The sequence below is a fragment of the Glycomyces xiaoerkulensis genome (assembly GCF_002798405.1).
GTDB lineage: Bacteria > Actinomycetota > Actinomycetes > Mycobacteriales > Micromonosporaceae > Glycomyces > Glycomyces xiaoerkulensis.
The window spans coordinates 424971-439836 of the sequence record NZ_PGGV01000033.1 but is presented as its reverse complement, the minus strand read 5'-3'; the positions used below and the strand labels follow the sequence as shown (position 1 = coordinate 439836).

Sequence of the window (14866 nt, the reverse complement as noted above, 5' to 3'; positions counted from 1 at the left end):
CTCACCGGTTCGTCACCGCGCGCCGAGGCGGTGCTTCAGGGCGTCCAGCTCGCTCCACAGCATCGTCGGCAGCTTGTCGCCGAAACGGGCGAACCAGCCCTCGATCAGCGGGATCTCCTCGATCCACTCCTCCCGGTCGACCTCCAGCGCCGTCTGGAGGTCGCCGGGGTGCAGTCCGAGCCCGGCCGTGTCGAGCGAGGCGGGGGTCGGGCAGTACCCGATCGGGGTCTCCACCGCGTCGGCCTCGCCCTCCAGGCGCTCGACGATCCACTTGAGCACCCGCGAGTTCTCCCCGAAACCCGGCCACAGGAAACGGCCGTCGTCGCCGCGGCGGAACCAGTTGACGTAGAACACCTGCGGCAGGACCGACTCGTCGACCGCCGACTTGCCGACGTCGATCCAGTGCCCGAAGTAGTCGGCGGCGTTGTAGCCGATGAACGGCAGCATCGCCATCGGGTCGCGCCTGACGACCCCGACCTGCCCGGCCGCGGCCGCGGTGGTCTCGCTGGAGAGGGTGGCGCCCATGTACACCCCGTGCACCCAGTCGCGCGCCTGCGTCACCAGCGGGACCGTGGTGGCGCGGCGGCCGCCGAACAGGATCGCGTCGATCGGCACCCCGCGCGGATCGTCGTACTGCTCGGCCAGCACCGGGCACTGCCGGATCGGGGTGCAGAACCGGCTGTTGGGGTGGCTCGCTGGCCGGCGCTCCTCGGGCGTCCACTCCCGGCCCAGCCAGTCGGTCGCGCGCGCCGGGGGCTCGCCGGCGCCCTCCCACCACACGTCGCCCTCGTCGGTGAGCGCGACGTTCGTGAACAGGCTGTGCCCGCGCTCGATGGTGCGCATGGCGTTGGGGTTGGTCCCCCAGCCGGTGCCGGGGGCGACGCCGAAGAACCCGGCCTCGGGGTTGGTCGCCCATAGCCGGCCGTCCTCGCCGAACCGCAGCCAGGCGATGTCGTCGCCGAGCGTTTCCACCTTCCAGCCGGGGATGGTCGGCTCCAGCATGGCCAGGTTGGTCTTGCCGCACGAGGAGGGGAACGCGCCGGTGACGTGGTAGACCTTCCCTTCGGGGCTGGTCAGGCGCATGATGAGCATGTGCTCGGCGAGCCAGCCCTCGTCGCGGCCGATCACCGAGGCGATACGCAGCGCGTAGCACTTCTTGCCCAGCAGCGAGTTGCCGCCGTAGCCCGAACCGTACGACCAGATCTCGCGCTCGGCCGGGAAGTGGGAGATGTACTTGGTGTCGTTGCACGGCCAGGACACATCGGTCTCGCCGGACTCCAGGGGCCGCCCCACCGAGTGCAGGCAGGGCACGAACTCGGCCTCGTCGCCCATCGCCTCGAGCACGTCGGCGCCCATGCGGGTCATGATGTGCATGCTGGCGGCGACGTAGGCCGAATCGGTGATCTCGACGCCGAACCGGGGCGGCTCGGCCTCGAGCGAGCCCATGCAGAACGGGACGACGTACATGGTGCGCCCGCGCATGCAGCCCCGGTAGAGGTCGGTCATGGTCTCACGCATGTAGTCGGGCGCGGTCCAGTTGTTGGTCGGCCCGGCGTCCTCGGGGTCGGCCGAGCAGATGAAGGTGCGGTCTTCCACGCGGGCGACGTCGGAGGGGTCGGTGCGGGCGAGGAACGAGTCGGGCTTGGCGGGTACGGCCTCCAGGGTGCCGAAGGCGACCAGCTCGGCGGTGAGCCGCTCCCATTCGCCGTCGGTGCCGTCGCACCAGACGACCTGGTCGGGGCCGGTGAGGTCGGCGATTTCGGCGACCCAGGCGACCAGGCGCCGGTGGCTGGTGGGCGGATTCGTCAGGCCGGTGATCGGCGCTGCGGTGGCGGCATCGGTGCTCACTGTCGCTCCTTCGGTTCCAGGGCAGTGTTCGGTCGCGGGCACTCCGTCCGGGACCGGCTGCTTCGGACGCTACGGGACCGGGCCGGACCGCGCGGGCAGTCTTGCGCGAACGGTGTGGACTTGAGCAGGGACGGCGTTTGCGGATTCCTACAACCTGCTTATTCACGCTCGAAAAGAGCAAATTTGACGGTCATTATTGCTTAGTCGATCATCATCGATCATGATTGGTGAAATCCAGTCCGCCTTTCGAGCGAAACGCACCGGCTTCGCGCATCGAATGAGCGCGCTGGTGGGCCGCTACTGCGCGGGTACCCGCATTGACAGGCGGTAATTCCGACGATTCTCCCCGTTCGGGTGCCGGGTTGTATCAGGATCGGCCCATACCCACCGCAGAGCGAGCATCGGAGGCGGCGATGGCACACCGCAGGGAACCCGAGGGGTCGAGAGGGCCGCGGGTGCGGACCTGGACGATCGGGGCGGTGATCCTGGTGGCGCTGGCGGCGGTGGTGGTGCTGGCGTCCCTGGCGGTCCGGCCGTAGCGGTCTAGACGCCGGGTCCGCGGCGGCGCAGGTCGTCGACGCTGGTCATGGCCTCGCGGAGTTCTTTGAGCCAGTCTTCGGAGTGCTGTTCGACCAGGCGGACGCACCAGGCGAGCGCGTCGGATCGGGAAGAGGCGACTCCGGAGCCGACGAGGGTGTCGAGGACGAGCCGCTCCGGCTGGCGCAGGCTGGTGGTGACCGGGATGGACTGGTGGGTGAAGACCATGGTGGTGGCGCCGCATCGGGCGCCCCAGGAGGCCTGCCGGTGGTAGCGGTACTGGAGCTGCTGGGCGATTTGGACGCGCATGTCGCGGGTGGCTTCGCGGAAGCGGGAGATGCGGCCCTCTTCGGTGGCGGCGCGGTCGGATTCGGTGGCGTCGGCGGGGTGGTCGGGGGTGGCCAGGGGGCAGACGACGATCATCTCGTCGCGGTCGGCGCTCACTTCGGGGAGCCCGGCGGTCCAGCCGTCGGGGAAGATCCCGTAGATCCAGGCGGGTGCGTCGTCGGTGGACGGCAGGGGTCCGTAGTGCCACGAACTGGTGTCGTCGATGCCCGGCATGGCGTCGCCTCCTTGAGCGGCCGGCTCGTGTTTCGAGGGCCGCCTCAAGGTGTACCGCATGTGCGCAACCGCCCGGTCACATGCCCCGCAGGAAGAGAGCGGCGAGACCGCAAGTGGCGGTGACGGCTCCGGCGACGCAGGCGATGATCTGGCCGGGGCGGGGCCGGACGCGGTACTGCCAGCCCAGCCAGAGGCCGAGGGCGAGCGGGCCGGCGGCGATGCCGGCGAAGAGGCCGAGCGCGGCCGCCGCGTGCCGGGCGGGCAGGTCGCCGGCCAGGAGCCAGGCGGCGAGGGCCACGGCTGCGGCGCTGAGGGCCGCGCCGATCCCGGCGGCGCCCAGTTCGGTGTGCCGGGGCGCTTCGATGGGCAGTTCGCCGGAGCGGGCGAGGGTGAGGAGCCGGTCGGCGCGCCGCAGGCGGGCGCGGACACCGGCGGGTTCGGGATCGGGGTCGGGTTCGGCGCTGGGGGTGGGGCCGGTCCGGCGGTGGCCGACGAGGTCGCCGAGGGACCGCCAGAGGGCGGCGGCGGTCCGGTCGGTCTCGGCGGCGAGGTCGGCGGCGTCCCGCCGGGCGGCCTCGGCGTCGTCGCGTTCGGCCCGGGCCTCGGCCGCGGCGTGTTCGAGGGCGGCGGTCTCGGCCCGGTAGGTGTCGGTGGCGGCCTTGATCTCGGCGTCGGCGTCGTCGCGTTCGCGCAGGTAGGCGGCGATGGCGTCGTGGTATTCGGTGGTCATGTCCTCCCCTCGGCGGGCGCTTGGTCGAGGACGGATCCGGGCCGGGGCAGGGCCGGCTCGGTGCGGTAGGGGATGACCACGGACGGGTCGCGGTGGCGGGCGCGGTCGAAGTAGAGGCCGCGGCGGGGCCGCGGGTACCAGGCGGGGCCGCCGGAGGCCGGGGAGAGGGGGGCGAGTTCGGGGCCCTGGACGTCGAGGGCGAGCCAGGCGTCGACGGCGTCGAAGCGGGCGGCGAAGCCGCCGAGGTCGTCGCGGAGGCGCGGCACGGACCGCCACCAGCCGAGGGTGTGGAGGTGCCGTTCGGGTCCGTCGAGGAGCATGGCACGGAGGGCGGTCAGCGCGGTCGCATCGAGGCGGGCCGATCCGGCGTCGACCGCGTAGAGGAGGTTGAGGCGGAGGGCGCCGTCGGCGCGGTCCTCCCAGGTTTTGACCACGTCGGCGAGGTTGTCGTGCCAGGTCAGGTCGACTTCGGCGGCTTCGAGGGCGGCGGCGAGGGCGAGCGCGCCGGTGGCGGCGTCGGGTTCGAGGCAGCACAGGTCGACCGCGACCGGTTGGGCGCGGGCGGCGGTGAGCGCGGCGGCGGCGAGGACGTCGGCGGCTTCGCGGGTGCGGGTGCCGAGGACGGCGAGGTTGCGGCCGGGGGCGCGGTGGAGGTCGATGGTGGCCGGGCGGGCGGCGACGTCGATAGTCTGGCCGAGGACGGCGGTCTCGGGTTCGGGCGTGCGGTCGGGCAGGTCGGGGACGAGGTCGCCGTCGAACAGGGCGGGCGGGGCGCTGTCGGCGTCACGGGCTTCCCACAGGCGCCGCTGGAGGGGGCGCCAGGCGTCGGCGTGGCCGGCGTTGGGGACGGCCACGGTGCGGTTGGCGCCGAGGTGGCCGGATTCGTCGTTGACCACGGCGTGGAAGCGGGGGACGGTGTCGGCGGCGTGGTTGTTGTCGGCCAGGAGGCGGCGGGCCTTGGGCAGAGCGATGCGGAGGGTGAACTGGGCGACGAGGCTGGGGCGGCCCCAGAGCGCCTCGATGCCGGCGATGTCCTGGGAGGCGAGGACGAGGTGGATGCCTTGGCCGCGGCCGCGGCGGGCGAGGTCTTCGAGCAGGCCGACCGCTTCGTCGGTGACCGCGTCGCGGGCTTCGAGGAGGACTTGGAACTCGTCGACGACGGCGACGATGCGGGGCCAGTGGCCGTGCGGGTCGGCTTCGCGGAGCTCTTCGAGTTTGGTGGCCTCGTGGGCCTTGGCGGCCTCGGCGCGGCGGCGCAGTTCGTCTTTGAGGTGGCGCAGGAGGGCGAGGCCGAATTCGCGGTCGTCGTTGACGTTGACGCCGACGAGGCGGACGTGGGGCAGCCAGGTGGGGTCGCGGCGGCCTGCGGCGAAGCGGGCGAAGGAGACGCCTTCTTTGAAGTCGAGGAGGTAGAGGGCGAGTTCGTCGGGCGGGTAGGTGGAGGTGAGCCCGGCGATCCACGCGTACAGCAGGTTGGTCTTGCCGGATCCGGAGGGGCCGCCGACGAGGGCGTGGGGCGGGTTGTCGCCGAGGGTGAGGCGGGCGGGCTCGCCGGTGGGGGTCTCGCCGACGACCGCTTCGAGTCCGGCGGCCGAGTCGGCCCGCCACAGGCGGGCGGGCAGGAGGTCGACCAGGCGGGCGGGTTCGCGGCCGGCGGTGTGCCGCTCGGCGATGCCTTTGGCCGCGTCGGTGATCAGGCGGCCCGGCGGGGGGTCGTCGAGCGCGATCGGGGCGCCTTCGAGGCCGGGGCAGGCGGTGGGGCCGAGGCTGGGCAGGTCGCCGGGGCGGTCGCCGACGGCGACGAGGTGGACTCCGGCGGCGACGCCGGTGCGGCCCAACCGGGCGAGTTGGGCGCGGTCGTGGTCGGGCCAGGTGTCGGCCTCGGCGCCCTGGAGGACGAGGATCCGCCACGGTTCGGGGCGGCGACCGGTGGCTTCGGCCAGTTCGGCCAGGGAGGCGTGTTCGCCGGCGAGGACGTCGGCGTTGATGCGGCGGACGTCCTCGACCAGCGCGTCGAGTGTTTCGCGGAGTCCGGAGGGGCCGATGAACGACAGCAGTCCGGCTTTGCCGAGGGGCGCGAAGGCGGCGAGGGAGCCGCCGAGGTGCTCGGGGTCGTAGACGGCGAGGCGGACGAGCCCGGCCGGGGCCGAGCCGACCGCGCGCAGCAGGAGGCCCGGCAGCGCGCCGGCGGCGTCGGTGCCGACGTGGAGGTGGGCGCGGTCGAGCAGCTCCACCAGGGCCGGCAGGTCGCTGCCGTCGTCGAGCCGCCCGACCCGCAGCAGCGGGGCGGGGCCGCCCGTCCGCGCCGGGGCCGGTTCCCACCGGTCCCAGGGGGCGCCGGCGGCGCCGGGGGCGGCTGCGGCGGCGGCCCGGTTCGCGGCGTCGGTGCCGTCGCGGAGCGTGCGGGTGCGGCGGGTTTCCAGGGTGGCGATCATGCGCCGGTGGATGGCGGTGAGTTTGGTCCGCTTGCGGTCGGCGTCGGCGATGGCGGCGGCGGCCTCGCGCCGGGCGGTCTCGGCCGCGGCGGCGGTGCGGTCGGCCAGCAGGCGCGCCTCGCCGCGGGCGCTGCCCAGTTCGGTCTCCAGCGCGACCGCGAGTCGTCTCCGCCAGTTGCTCATGCCGGTCGGCCCTTCCGCTCGGTCTTGCCCAGACGGTGGAGTGCGGCGACCAGGGCCGGGCCGACCGCGGCGGTCGCGGCCGGGTCGGTCCGGTCGTCGCGTTCGGGCACGCCGAGAGTGCAGGCGGAGGCGAGGGCTGCGTCGAGGTGGCCGGGCTCGGCGCCGGGCACGAGGGCGCGGACGCGGTCGGCGGTGCGGCGGCGAAGGTCGGGCAGGTCGCGGGCGGTGGGGGTGCGGCCGAGGTGTTCGGCGGCGAGGGTGCGCACCAGCGGCCAGGCGAGGCTGGGCAGGCGGCAGCCGGTGTCGGGGCCGGCGTCGCGGACCAGGCGGTGGTAGGCGGCGGCGTTGCCGTCGGCGGCGGCGCGGAGCATCTGGTCGAACACCCGGGTCGGCGGGTCCGGTGCGGGTCGGCCGGCGCCGGTGCGGCGGCACAGTTCGTTGACCCGGTCGGTCCACCAGCGGCGCGGGTCGGGCGGCGCGGCCGCGGGCCGGGATCGGGAGGAAGGCCGACCCGGTGCGGGCGGCGCGGCGCCGGAGGCGCCGATGGCGCCGAGGTAGTCGTCGACGGCTCCGGCGGCTTCGGCCAGGCGGGCGCGGGCGGCATCGAGGCTGCCGCGCGCCTGGCCGAGCCGGTGGAGGCCGATGTCGGTGCTGGACTCCCGCGAGGCGGCGCGCAGTTCGGCGGCGGCGGCCTCGAGGTGGGCGTCGGCGGTCTCCAGGCCCGGTGCGGGGAGGTCGGCGGTGAGCGACCGGAGCCGGCTCGCGAGGGCGGCGACGTCCACGGGGTCTCCGTTCCTAGAGGGTCGCGGCGTAGGCTTCGGCCTGCTCGGCGGCGGCGAAGGTGGCGGCCAGGGACTGCTCGAGCTCGGTGGTCGCCTGGGCGAGCGCGGCCTGGGCGGTGGCGACGGCCTCGTGCCCCGAGCCGGCGGTGACGGCGTTGAGGCCACCCTGGGCGGCCTCGATGTTGCCGCGGGCAGCGGTGATGGCGGCCTGGCCGTCGCGGACCTGCTGGAGGGCGGCGGCGATGGCCGACTTGAGTTCGGCGACGCTGATGTTGGACACGATGTTCATTGTCGCCGAGAACCGGCCGCCTTTCGGTGGTAGAACGATTACTCGGCGTGTCTGCTTTGTCGGATTCCCGACCCTTCGGTGACTCCCGGTCACGATTGCGACGCGTTAACCGTAGCGAAGTGACACACCTCCCAACTAGAGTGTGGGTACCAACGGGGCACGGCCGGAGCGCGGCCGGCAGAGGTCGCCCAGGCCGTCCCCCATACATCGACATCCGGGAGGCGACCGTGCTCGCACAGCGCACCTACGTCCTCGACACCTCGGTTCTGCTATCGGATCCAGGAGCGTTCTCACGGTTCGACGAACATCACGTGGTCATCCCGCTCGTCGTCATCGGCGAGCTGGAGGCCAAGCGGCAGCATCCCGAACTCGGCTGGTTCGCCCGCGAATGCCTCCGCCGCCTCGACGAGCTCCGCATCAAGCACGGCCGCCTCGACGAGCCGATCCCCATCGGCGAAGCCGGCGGCACGCTCCGGGTCGAGCTCAACCACGTCGACACCTCCCGCCTTCCGGCCGGGTTCTCGGTCGACTCCAACGATTCGCGCATCCTCGCCGTGGCCTGCAACCTCGGCCTCGAAGGCGAGGAATCGGCACTGGTCACCAAGGACATGCCGCTGCGGGTCAAGGCCGCCGCCATCGGCGTGGCCACCGAGGAGTACCGGCACGGCCAGGCCGCCGACCCGACCTGGTCGGGCATGAGCGAACTGGCCCTGGCCGACGAACAGCTCGGCGAGCTCTACAACGGCGAACGGCTCGACCTGCCGCCCGAAGCCGACCTGCCCTGCCACACCGGCCTCGTCCTGTCCGGCGCGAGCACCTCGGCGCTGGGACGGGTCACGCCCGACAAGCGCATCCGCCTGGTCCGCGGCAGGGAGGCCTTCGGCGTCCACGGCCGCTCGGCCGAACAGCGCGTCGCACTCGACCTGCTGCTCGACCCCGAGGTCGGGATCGTCTCCCTGGGCGGCAAGGCCGGCACCGGCAAGTCCGCGCTGGCCCTGTGCGCCGGGCTCGAGCAGGTCCTCGAACGCGAGACCCACAAGAAGGTCCTGGTGTTCCGGCCGCTCTACGCCGTCGGCGGGCAGCAGCTCGGCTACCTGCCGGGCACCGAGGGCGAGAAGATGAGCCCGTGGGGGCAGGCCGTGTTCGACACGCTCGGCGCGGTCACCGGCGACAACGTCGTCAACGAGGTCCTGGAGCGGGAGATGCTGGAGGTCCTGCCGCTCACCCACATCCGGGGCCGGAGCCTGCACGACGCGTTCGTCATCGTCGACGAGGCGCAGTCGCTCGAACGCGGCGTGCTGCTGACCGTGCTGTCCCGGATCGGACAGGGCTCGAAGGTGGTGCTCACCCACGACGTCGCCCAGCGCGACAACCTGCGGGTGGGCCGCCACGACGGCATCGCCTCCGTCATCGACGTCCTGAAGGGACACCCACTCTTCGCTCACGTCACCCTCACCCGCAGTGAGCGTTCGGAGATCGCCGAGATGGTGACCAACCTGCTGGAAGGCTGAGGAGTCGACTCTGGCATGCTGTGTCGCGGGCGCGCGTCCGCCGCGCGCCCGCGACACAGGAGTTGAGAGATGATCCCACTGCTGACCCGGTACGGCTCGAAACTCGCTGCCGTACTCGTCCTCGCACTCGGGGCCGTCATAGCCGTCAACGCCGCCACCGACGACGCCTCCGAACTCGACGCACAGCACCCCAGCCAGGCCGCCGCCGAACAGCAGGCGGCCGCCGAAGCCGCCTACGAAGAGGTCCGGTACCGGCACGTCAACTACATCGCCGAGACCGCCGGCGCCGACGTCGACACCAAGGCCGCCGCCGTCGCCGACTTCGCGCTCGCCAAGGCCGAGGGCCTCGACGACGCCGAAGAGGCCGCCGTGAAGGCCGCCGAGGAAGCGGCCGCCCAAGAGGCCGCCAACACCAACCCGACCTCGGTCGACGTCCCCGAGAGCTGCGACGCCTACTCCGGCAACCGCGCCACCGGCTGCGCCATCGCACTCGACTTCGGCTTCAGCCTCGAGCAGTTCGCCGGCTGCCTGGAACCGCTGTGGACCCGCGAATCGGGCTGGAACGAATACGCCGCCAACTCCATCGGCGCCTACGGCATCCCCCAGGCACTCCCCGGCTCCAAGATGTCCTCCGAAGGCGACGACTGGGAGACCAACCCGGTCACCCAGATCCGATGGGGCCTGTACTACATCCAGGGCCGCTACGGCGACCCCTGCGGCGCCTGGGAGCACTCGGAGAGCAACGGCTGGTACTGACCGGCCGGATCTGGGACGATAGAGGCATACCCGCTGCTGGAGGCGCGCCGTGCTCTACCGCATCCTCGCCGACGCCGTGATGCTGGCACACTTCCTGTTCCTGGTGTACCTGGTCGTCGGCGGCTTCCTCGCCTGGCGGTGGCCGAAGGCGTGGTTCCCGCACGCGGCGGTGGCGGCCTACGGCCTGGTCATCACCGCCTACGGGTTCGTCTGTCCGCTCACGCCGCTCGAGAACGACCTGCGGGGGCGCGCCGGCGAGGACGGACTGGAGCCGACCGGGTTCATCGACACCTACATCGAAGGGGTCGTCTACCCCGAGGAGCACACCCTGACCGCTCGCGCCGCGGCCGCGGTCGTCATCGCCGTCTCCTGGATCGGCGCCTATCTCCGCCACCGGCGGCGCCGAGGCCGCGGTCAGGCCGGGACCGGAACCGGCTCGCGCACCGCCGGCGGCTCCGGGACCGGGTCGCCGCCGCGGCGCAGCCACGACCCGAGGACCGCGAGCGCCAGCAGCTCCGAACCCACCGTCATGCGCTGGTTCAGGCCCCCTGCCGCGGCCCACCACGGCGAGGCCAGGTCGAACCACGCCAGCGCGTAGGGCAGCGCGGTCACCGCCAGCGATCCCAGCGCCACCCAGCCGCACGCCGACACGATCCGCGCGCAGCGGCAGGCGCCGCGCGCCCACCGGCCGAACGCGATGGCGAGCGCGGCCATGACGCAGAAGGCCGCGAACGCGGCGTACCGGTGCACGAAATGCACCGCCGAGTAGGGCCCGGCGGTGGGCGGATCCGACGGGAACGCCGCCACCAGCAGCAGCAGGCCGGCCCAGGCCGCCAGCAGCGGCGCCATCCAGCGCGGTGCCGCGACCGACCGGGCCAGCGCGGCGAACGCGCAGGCGCCGCCCGCGAACAGGCACAGCGAGACCGGCAGCAGCCACCCGTGCGGCGTGTAGAGGTGCGCGCTGATCACCGCGTGCGCCGGGTTGAGCCCGGAGGTGGCGTGCAGGACGACCATCGCGGCCAGGCCGAGCCCGATCCCGGCGAACCCGGCCAGCGTCAGTCGCTTCAGGACGATTTCACGATTTCGCATGGGCGCGGCGGTGATCATGCTTTCCAGCCTCGCCGGAGAAGGCCGCCGATGCAGTAACGCCGACGCCCCACTTCAGCGCCTTGCCTGCCCCCGCGTCCCGGTACAGCCAGCACTACCACGGCGGTGCCCGAACGGCATGAGACCGGGGGCCGCCCGACCTCACCTGCGAGCCGGTCATCGGCAACGTTAGGACCTACAACGACCGCTGTCATCCGACCGCCATCCACTCGCCGACGCGCCCCGTATGTGGAGGAGACGGTCAGAGGCGTCACCGGCCGGTGAGACGGCGCCGCGGGCCGGCGCGATCCGGTGCCGGACACCGCTACATCCCACGGCCGGTCGGCGTCGGCTACTTGACCTGCCACCGATCGTCGACATCACCGTGGTGCCTCTCGGACAAATTATGATCCGCAGTGCACACTGATCCATATGACGCGGATCAGAGCCAAAAGCGGATCAGAATTGAGAGACGTCTTCGAACATTTCCTGGATTCGACGCTTCCTGAGGGCTGGGATCTGGAGCTGATCCCTGCGGACCGATCCGGTAGCGACCAGGGATTCGACTACGTCATCACAGGTCCGGACGGCAACCAGGCCCTTATCACCGTAGAGGCAAAGGTTCAGGTTAGCCCGGCGAACGTCCCCCGCATGGCAGCGAAACTCCGCGACGTCCAAGCCGCACTGCGCGGAGGTCCGCACGCGTCCACGAAGGCCGTGATCGTCTCGAACTTCATCTCCAAGCGCTCGCAAGAACTATTGGAAGCCGCCGGGATCGGGTGGTTCGACCCCACCGGCAACACGAAGGTCGAAACCGATCGGCCATCCCTGTTCATCAGGCAGTCCGGGGCCGATCAAGACCCGAACCCCGACACGGAGGACCGTCGGAAGAAATCGCTTCGAGGCCCAGGGGCGGCGCGAGTGGTCAGGGCACTGCTCGACGGCGCAAGCGATACCCGGGTCCACGCGCTGGCTGCAAACGCGAATGTAGGCGCGGCCACCAGCGCGCGGGTCCTCGGATACCTGGCCCAGGAGCATCTGGTGGAACGCGATGAGCATGCAACGGTGCGGCGCGTTCACAAACGCTCACTCGTGCGCGCCTGGGCGCGCGACTACGGCATTACCAGGACAAACCACACGACCACCGTGCTCGCACCACGCGGTCTCGACTGGGTAGTGGAGCAGCTCGCCGAGCGACGACTGCCCCATGTACTGACCGGTTCAGCCGCGCTCCGTCGTTATCTCCCCGAAGGGATCCCGGCGGTGACTCCGCTTTCACTGCTTGCGATCTACTCAGAGCAGACGCCGGCACTTCAGCGAGAGCTACGGCTCCGAAATACCGAGCGGGGTGCCAATGTCCTGCTGATAGAACCGTTCGATCAAGCCGTGCTTCAACGAACTCGGGACATCGACGGGCACCGGTACTCGGCACCGAGCCAGACCGTAGTTGACCTTCTGACGAGCCCAGGCCGGGGACCCGAGGAGGCCGAACAACTCATCGAGGTGCTCGCACAGAACGACAAGGAGTGGTCACTATGACGCCGCAGGAAGAGTACGTCATGGCGCGGCGGGTGCTGCTGGACGGACTGGAAGCACTCCAACCTCATCTCGACGCCCTCGTCCTGGTGGGAGCACAAGCCGTATACCTCCACACCGGCGAGGCCGAGTTCTCAGTGGCACCGACCACCACCGATGCCGACATCGCACTCGATACGAACCATCTCGGCGACCGTCCACTCCTGGGTGAAGCACTCTGCGAGGCCGGATTCACACCCGGTCGAAACCCTGGTACCTGGTACAGCCCCCGCAACCGTGCAACTGGATCTAATGGTGCCTGAACTTCTCGCGGGTCCTGCAGGTCGACGCGGGGCCCGCCTTCCGCCCCATGGAAACCACGCTGCTCGAAAAACCTCGGGCCTCGAACCGGCGATCATCGACAATTCGCCGGCCGTCATGAGCGCAATCAACGCAGAAGACGAGCGTCGGTTCGTCATTCGAGTGGCCGGACCGACCGCGTTGCTGGTTGCAAAACTCATCAAGATCGGGGAACGACTCGAATCCCCTGCTCGGCTTGCGGCCAAGGACGGACTCGACGTACTGCGAATCCTGCAGGCCACCGAAGCCGAGACGATGGCGACCACGCTGCACAGACTTGAGACCGATCCACTCACGGCTCAAGTTACCCGCACCGCGCTGAACTTCCTGCGAGCTGAGGGGACCCATACCCGCGGTGCGTTGGCGGCGCTGTCGGCGCAAGCAGTCGGCGTTCTGGCGGATCCCGAAACCACCGCCGCCTCGCTGTCGTTCCTAGCGCAGGACCTGTGCGACAGCTATGAGACGCTCGGCTGAAGCTGTGGGACGCTGGAGGCATGAACCGGCTCGCCGACTCACTCTCCCCCTACCTCCGCCAGCACGCCGCCAACCCCGTGGACTGGCGCGAATGGGGGCCCGAAGCGCTGGCCGAGGCCCAGCTGCGCGACGTCCCGCTGCTGGTCAGCATCGGCTACTCGACCTGCCACTGGTGCCACGTGATGGCCCACGAATCGTTCGAGGACCACACGGTCGCCGCGGTGATGAACGACCGGTTCGTGCCCGTCAAGGTCGACCGCGAGGAACGCCCGGACCTGGACTCGGTCTACATGCAGGCGACGATGGCGATCACCGGCCAGGGCGGCTGGCCGATGACGGTGTTCGCCTTCCCCGACGGAACCCCGTTCTTCGCCGGCACCTACTTCCCCAAGCCGCACTTCCTGCGGCTGCTCGACGCGGTCGGCACCGCCTGGACCGAACAGCGCGACGACCTCCGCCACCAGGGCGGGGCCATCGTGCAGGCGAGTGCGCAGACCGGCCCGGCGTTCGCCGACGTCACCGTGGCCTGCCCGCTCGACGGCCCGTGCCCGCCGGCCCCGCCCATCCGCACCGACGCGCTCGACACCGCGGCCTCGACCCTGCTCCGATCGGCCGACCGCGAGCACGGCGGATTCGGCGGCGCCCCGAAGTTCCCCTCCGTCCCGACCCTGCGCTTCCTATGCGACTACTACGTCAGGACCGGCGACCGAGCGGCCCTGGACCACGTCGCACTGACCGCCGAGCGCATGGCCCGGGGCGGGATCTACGACCAGCTCGCGGGCGGGTTCGCCCGGTACAGCGTCGACCCGGCGTGGGTGGTGCCGCACTTCGAGAAGATGCTGTACGACAACGCCGAGCTGCTGTGGCTGTACTCGCGGCTCTACGGCGAGGGCGCCCTCTTCGCACGGGTCGCCGACGAGACCGCGGCATTCCTCCTCGAGCACTTCTCCACCGCCGAAGGCGGCTTCGCAGCGGCCTTCGACGCCGACACCGAAGGCGAAGAGGGCCTGACGTACGTGTGGACCGCCGAACAGCTCGTCGAGACCCTCGGCGAGGAGGACGCCGCCTGGGCCGCCGAAGCCTTCGGCATCGACCCGGCCGCGCCGAACTTCGAGCACGGCGCGAACGTGCTGCTCCTCCCCCGCGACCCCGCCGACGACGCGAGGCTGGCGGCGGTGAAGCACCGGCTGCTCGCCGCCCGGCGCCGGCGCCCGCAGCCGGAGCGGGACGACAAGGTGGTGGCCGCCTGGAACGGCCTGGCCATCGCCGCGCTGGCCGAATACTCCTCGCGCACCGGGCACCGCGATTCGCTGCTGGCGGCCGAGCGGGCCGCCGAGTCCCTGGTCCGCCTCCACCTCTCCGACGAGGGCCGCCTGGCGAGGGCCTCGCTCGGCGGCGAAGCCTCGGAGGCGCCGGGCATCCTGGAGGACTACGCCGCGGTGGCCCTGGGCTTCCTGCGCCTGGGAGGCGACTGGACCGACCGGGCCACGGGACTGCTCGAGCAGATCCGCGCCCACTTCAGCGACGGCGAGGGCGGCTTCTTCGACACCGCCTCCGACGCGGAGGAGCTGGTGTCCCGCCCTGCGGACGTGCACGACGGCCCCACCGCCTCGGGCTGGGCCCTGGCCGCGGCCGCCCTCCTGGAAGCCTGGCAGGTCACGAGCGACGAAACCTACAAGGACGACGCCTGGAGGGCGATCGCCAGGGCCGAACCGGCGATGTCGGCCAACCCGAGGTTCACCGCCGGGCTCCACGCGGCGGCCGAGGCCCTGGTGCGCGCCCAGAAATAGCCGCCCGGC

Annotated in this window: 14 protein-coding genes and 1 pseudogene; 8 read left to right on the top strand and 7 right to left on the bottom strand. The window is 71.7% G+C overall.

Annotated features, from left to right (window positions below; all coding sequences use genetic code 11):
- Window positions 1-12: 12 nt before the first annotated feature.
- On the bottom strand, window positions 13-1848 hold the full coding sequence (locus CUT39_RS15605) for a phosphoenolpyruvate carboxykinase (GTP) (protein WP_198587172.1): 1836 nt from the start codon (window positions 1846-1848) through the stop codon (window positions 13-15).
- Window positions 1849-2261: 413 nt separating this feature from the next.
- On the opposite strand from CUT39_RS15605, the gene CUT39_RS21530 reads away from it, so the two are divergent.
- Window positions 2262-2387: a hypothetical protein gene (locus CUT39_RS21530; protein WP_269799168.1), complete on the top strand. Its 126-nt coding sequence runs from the start codon at window positions 2262-2264 to the stop codon at window positions 2385-2387.
- Between the two features lie 4 nt (window positions 2388-2391).
- Here CUT39_RS21530 and CUT39_RS15600 read toward each other — a convergent pair whose 3' ends face one another.
- The 5 genes from CUT39_RS15600 to CUT39_RS15580 all read right to left on the bottom strand — a co-directional run bounded on the left by CUT39_RS15600 (window position 2392) and on the right by CUT39_RS15580 (window position 7356).
- Window positions 2392-2946, bottom strand: a complete 555-nt coding sequence (locus tag CUT39_RS15600) for a hypothetical protein (RefSeq protein WP_100448159.1) — start codon at window positions 2944-2946, stop codon at window positions 2392-2394.
- 76 nt (window positions 2947-3022) lie between these two features.
- The gene (locus CUT39_RS15595; RefSeq protein ID WP_100448157.1) at window positions 3023-3676 is read right to left on the bottom strand and encodes a hypothetical protein; all 654 of its coding nucleotides are present in this window, start codon (window positions 3674-3676) and stop codon (window positions 3023-3025) included.
- A complete protein-coding gene (locus CUT39_RS15590) occupies window positions 3673-6294 on the bottom strand; it encodes an FtsK/SpoIIIE domain-containing protein (RefSeq protein WP_100448155.1) in 2622 nt (873 codons plus the stop codon). Before CUT39_RS15590 ends, CUT39_RS15595 begins: the two co-directional genes overlap by 4 nt.
- Window positions 6291-7076, bottom strand: coding sequence for a hypothetical protein (locus CUT39_RS20460; protein WP_157930726.1), 786 nt, complete (start codon window positions 7074-7076; stop codon window positions 6291-6293). The genes CUT39_RS15590 and CUT39_RS20460 overlap by 4 nt, the downstream gene beginning before the upstream one ends.
- A gap of 13 nt (window positions 7077-7089) precedes the next feature.
- Complete coding sequence (locus CUT39_RS15580) at window positions 7090-7356, bottom strand: hypothetical protein (protein ID WP_198587171.1); 267 nt, start codon at window positions 7354-7356, stop codon at window positions 7090-7092.
- A 215-nt stretch (window positions 7357-7571) separates the two neighbouring features.
- On the opposite strand from CUT39_RS15580, the gene CUT39_RS15575 reads away from it, so the two are divergent.
- The 3 genes and pseudogenes from CUT39_RS15575 to CUT39_RS21305 all read left to right on the top strand — a co-directional run.
- The gene (locus CUT39_RS15575) at window positions 7572-8876 is read left to right on the top strand and encodes a PhoH family protein (RefSeq protein WP_408611162.1); all 1305 of its coding nucleotides are present in this window, start codon (window positions 7572-7574) and stop codon (window positions 8874-8876) included.
- A 69-nt stretch (window positions 8877-8945) separates the two neighbouring features.
- The gene (locus tag CUT39_RS15570) at window positions 8946-9632 is read left to right on the top strand and encodes an aggregation-promoting factor C-terminal-like domain-containing protein (RefSeq protein WP_100448149.1); all 687 of its coding nucleotides are present in this window, start codon (window positions 8946-8948) and stop codon (window positions 9630-9632) included.
- A 49-nt stretch (window positions 9633-9681) separates the two neighbouring features.
- Window positions 9682-10005 (top strand): annotated as a pseudogene (locus CUT39_RS21305) (DUF2784 domain-containing protein); the annotation flags it as partial.
- Window positions 10006-10046: 41 nt separating this feature from the next.
- Here the strand turns inward: CUT39_RS21305 and CUT39_RS15560 are convergent.
- Complete coding sequence (locus tag CUT39_RS15560) at window positions 10047-10721, bottom strand: DUF998 domain-containing protein (RefSeq protein ID WP_157930725.1); 675 nt, start codon at window positions 10719-10721, stop codon at window positions 10047-10049.
- 429 nt (window positions 10722-11150) lie between these two features.
- On the opposite strand from CUT39_RS15560, the gene CUT39_RS20455 reads away from it, so the two are divergent.
- From CUT39_RS20455 to CUT39_RS15545, 4 genes are all read left to right on the top strand, one after another.
- Window positions 11151-12257: a hypothetical protein gene (locus CUT39_RS20455; RefSeq protein ID WP_157930724.1), complete on the top strand. Its 1107-nt coding sequence runs from the start codon at window positions 11151-11153 to the stop codon at window positions 12255-12257.
- Window positions 12254-12556, top strand: a complete 303-nt coding sequence (locus CUT39_RS20450; RefSeq protein WP_157930723.1) for a hypothetical protein — start codon at window positions 12254-12256, stop codon at window positions 12554-12556. The genes CUT39_RS20455 and CUT39_RS20450 overlap by 4 nt, the downstream gene beginning before the upstream one ends.
- A 115-nt stretch (window positions 12557-12671) precedes the next feature.
- The gene (locus CUT39_RS15550; protein WP_100448141.1) at window positions 12672-13067 is read left to right on the top strand and encodes a hypothetical protein; all 396 of its coding nucleotides are present in this window, start codon (window positions 12672-12674) and stop codon (window positions 13065-13067) included.
- A 20-nt stretch (window positions 13068-13087) separates the two neighbouring features.
- A complete protein-coding gene (locus CUT39_RS15545; protein WP_100448139.1) occupies window positions 13088-14857 on the top strand; it encodes a thioredoxin domain-containing protein in 1770 nt (589 codons plus the stop codon).
- The last annotated feature ends 9 nt before the right edge of the window (window positions 14858-14866 follow it).